The sequence below is a fragment of the Dissulfurispira sp. genome (assembly GCF_036745535.1).
Taxonomy (GTDB): Bacteria; Nitrospirota; Thermodesulfovibrionia; order Thermodesulfovibrionales; family Dissulfurispiraceae; genus Dissulfurispira.
This window is the reverse complement of record NZ_DAIOFX010000117.1, coordinates 1-3,622: the sequence shown is the minus strand read 5'-3', so window position 1 is coordinate 3,622 and position 3,622 is coordinate 1. Positions and strand designations below refer to the sequence as shown.

Sequence of the window (3,622 nt, the reverse complement as noted above, 5' to 3'; positions counted from 1 at the left end):
ATTCTATACTACCTGAATCGGAGGTCTTTCTAAAATCTATTTTGGACAGATGTGAAAGTTTTTATCCAAAAATCCGATAACAAAATAGAGTCAATTTTATGACATGACATTCTTGGGAATGTCAAAAATGCTCCTCAGAGAGTGCGCTCGATAAGAAATATGTTTTGTATTTCAAATGCTTATGCTTTTATGCTCAATGGTATGCTTATTGCTTACCTTAAGTCTATATCTAAATGGAGTTTTCGATAAGATGCAGGATTTTTCTAATAACGGAATAAAGAGCATTCTGATTACAGGTGGGGCAGGGACTGTCGGCAAGATACTGCTTAAGCAACTGCTGCTGTCCGATGTGGAAGAAGTAAGGGTTTTTGACAATAATGAGACAGAACTCTTTTATCTAACAGATGAGTACCGCGGAGACCAAAGGGCTGTATTTTTCCTTGGCGATATAAGGGACAGGGATAAGCTGATTAAGATAACAAGGGGCGTGGATGTAATTTTTCACACAGCAGCATTCAAGCATGTGATTCTGTCTGAATTCAATCCCTTCGATGTTGTGCAGACAAATATAAACGGAACGCAGAATATCATTGAAGCGGCACTGCTGAATGATGTAGGAAAGGTTATTTTTACAAGCAGTGACAAGGCTGTGAATCCCACGAATGTTATGGGGACCTCTAAATTGATGGCTGAAAAACTTATTACTGCTGCGAATACGATACGCTATGACAAAAAGACTATTTTTTCGAGCACACGGTTTGGAAATGTATTGGGTTCGAGGGGCTCGGTTGTTCCCATATTCAAAAAGCAGATTAAAAACGGCGGTCCTGTTACGCTGACAGATAGCAGAATGACGAGGTTTGTAATGACCATCGACGAGGCAGTTGGACTTGTAATTGAGTCAGCGTTAATAGCGAAGGGTGGCGAAGTTTTTGTAACAAAAATGCCTGTAATCAGGATTTCGGATCTTGCAGAGGTTATGATAGATATTTTAGGACCGATGTATGGGCATAAGCCTGAGAGCATAAAGATTATGGAAATAGGCAAGAAGCCCGGCGAAAAACTTTATGAGGAGCTTATGTCTCTGGAAGAGGTGGGCAGGGCTATAGAGCTTGAGAAGTTGTTCGTGATATTCCCTGCATTCCGTGATTTATACAAAATCGATTATACCTATGAAGGCATTGTTTCAAAGACCCTTAAAAATCCGTACATATCCTCTGCCGAGCCGTTTATGTCTAAAGAAGAACTAAAATCATATATCCTCAAACATAGATTAATGGAGGAAGTCTGTTAAATATGAAAGGCAAGGTGCTTATACTCGGCGGTGATGGTTATCTCGGATGGCCTACTGCAATGAATCTCTCAAATCTTGGCTATAGCGTTGCGGTATTAGATAATTATCTCAAGAGATGGATATTCGATAAACTCGGCATAACACCACTGATTGATTGTCCTAACCTCGAAGAAAGGGCAAATATATGGAAGGGGCTGACAGGGCATGAAATCAAGGTTTATGTCGGCGATATAGGAGAGCAGGATTTTCTTTTCAAGGTAGTAAAGGAATTCGAGCCCGATACAATAATACATTACGGAGAGATACCGTCTGCGCCTTATTCCATGCTCAATCACAACACCTCATGGGAAACTGTACAGAATAACCTCAGAGCCACACTGGCCGTTATGTGGGCTATCAGGACAATAAATCCTGATATTCATCTCATAAAGCTTGGCACGATGGGAGAATACGGGACACCGAATATTGATATAGAAGAAGGCTTCATGGAAATTGAAAAAGGCGGGAGAAAGGACAGGCTGCCATTCCCGAAGCTTCCCGGCTCATTTTACCATCTGAGCAAGGTACAGGACAGCGATATGCTTTATCTTGGCGTTAGGATGTGGGGGCTGAGGGTTACCGACTTAAATCAGGGGCCGGTTTATGGAATCGAGACAGCCGAGAGCAGATTGGACAAAAAAGACCGCCTCATGCCCCATTTCCATTACGATGAATTCTGGGGTACGGTTCTGAATCGATTTATTACACAGGCAGTGGTAGGAATTCCTCTGACTGTTTACGGTAAAGGTGGTCAGAAGAGGGGATTTTTAAATATTACCGATACCCTTCAATGCGTAAGGCTTGCAGTCCAAAATCCTGCTAATAAAAGCGAGTTCAGGGTGATGAACCAGTTCACAGAGATATTCAGCGTGAATGAGCTTGCCGATAAGGTCAAATTCGCGGCAAAGAAGCTCGGCCTCGATGTAACCATAAAGAATTATCCAAATCCAAGAAAAGAGGCAGAGGAGCATTATTATAATGCAAAGAATACCAATCTCTTAAGCCTCGGGCTTCAGCCGAATTATCTTACAGAAAAGGTTATTACAGAGATGCTGGAGATAGTGATGGAGAATAAAAAGAATATAAGGCAGGACATAATCCTGCCGGGCAGGGCAAAATGGCAATAAACAGAGGAGAAGGCAGAAGCGATATGAAAAGAAAAATATGCATTGTGTTAACGGTACGCGGCAATTATGCGAAGATGAAATCCATAATGAAGGAAATAAAAAAACGCTCAAACTGCGAGTTGCAGCTTGTTGTGGGCGGCGCTGTTATTCTCCATAAATTCGGCAACCCAATAAATATCATCGAAGCCGACGGCTTTGAGATAAGCGAGATGGTGCACTTCCTCGTCGAGGGCGGAAAGCCCATAACAATGGCGAAATCCACAGGCCTTGCCATTGTTGAGCTCTCAACAGTCTTTGAAAACCTCCGTCCTGATATTGTAATAGCAATCGCTGACAGATTTGAAGCCCTTGCCGTTGCAGTGGCGGCAAGCTATATGAATATACCTGTCGCGCATCTCGAAGGCGGAGAGCTTTCGGGCTCGATAGACGAATCCATAAGGCATGCGATCACAAAACTCTCGCATATCCATTTTGTCGCAACTCAAAAGAGCGCAGAGAGGGTAATAAAGATGGGAGAGGATCCGGGAAATGTCTATGTCGTAGGCTCTCCGACCATCGACCTCATAAGGGATTTGAACCTTGACCTCGATTTTGATGTCTTTGAAAAATATGCCGGAGTGGGCGCTTTGTTTCCTGTAACGAAGAATAATTATATCGTTGTATCTCAACATCCTGTCACGACGGAATACGAGTCTGCAAGTACTCAGGTGCAGGAAACCCTTCATGCGATCAATGATATAAACATGCCTGCATTATGGCTCTGGCCGAATATGGATGCAGGAACGGACGAGATATCAAAGGGCATAAGAATGTTCAGGGAGAAATACCAGCCCAGGCACATACACTTCTTCAAGAACTTTGCCTTCGAGGACTATGCGAAGCTGATAAACAACGCGGCTGTTCTGGTAGGCAACACGAGCAGCGGCATCAGGGAATCCGCATATCTCGGCGTGCCGGTGGTGAACATAGGCACAAGGCAGAACCACAGGGAAAGGGGAGAAAATGTAATAGATGTGAATTACAGCAGGGATGAGATAAGAGAGGCGATAAAAAAACAGATTGCCCATGGAAAATACCCAGGCAACCATTTATACGGCGACGGCCGTGCTGGAGAAAAGATTGCGGAGATTTTAAGTACATGCAGGATAAGTGTACAGAAGAG

3 protein-coding genes are annotated in these 3,622 nt (G+C 43.3%); all 3 read left to right on the top strand.

What is annotated here, in order from left to right; translation table 11 throughout:
- Window positions 1–250 precede the first annotated feature (250 nt).
- The gene (locus tag V7L97_RS11695; RefSeq protein WP_333656181.1) at window positions 251–1,294 is read left to right on the top strand and encodes an SDR family NAD(P)-dependent oxidoreductase; all 1,044 of its coding nucleotides are present in this window, start codon (window positions 251–253) and stop codon (window positions 1,292–1,294) included.
- 2 nt (window positions 1,295–1,296) lie between these two features.
- Window positions 1,297–2,460, top strand: coding sequence for an NAD-dependent epimerase/dehydratase family protein (locus tag V7L97_RS11690; RefSeq protein ID WP_333656180.1), 1,164 nt, complete (start codon window positions 1,297–1,299; stop codon window positions 2,458–2,460).
- The coding region (neuC, locus tag V7L97_RS11685; RefSeq protein ID WP_333656179.1) for a UDP-N-acetylglucosamine 2-epimerase at window positions 2,451–3,622 on the top strand (1,172 nt) is incomplete at its 3' end. The genes V7L97_RS11690 and neuC, both read left to right, overlap by 10 nt.

Coding starts and splice junctions, on each gene's coding strand:
- V7L97_RS11690 (WP_333656180.1), top strand. CDS start 1,297: ATGAAAGGCAAGGTGCTTATACTCGGCGGTGATGGTTATCTCGGATGG.
- V7L97_RS11695 (WP_333656181.1), top strand. CDS start 251: ATGCAGGATTTTTCTAATAACGGAATAAAGAGCATTCTGATTACAGGT.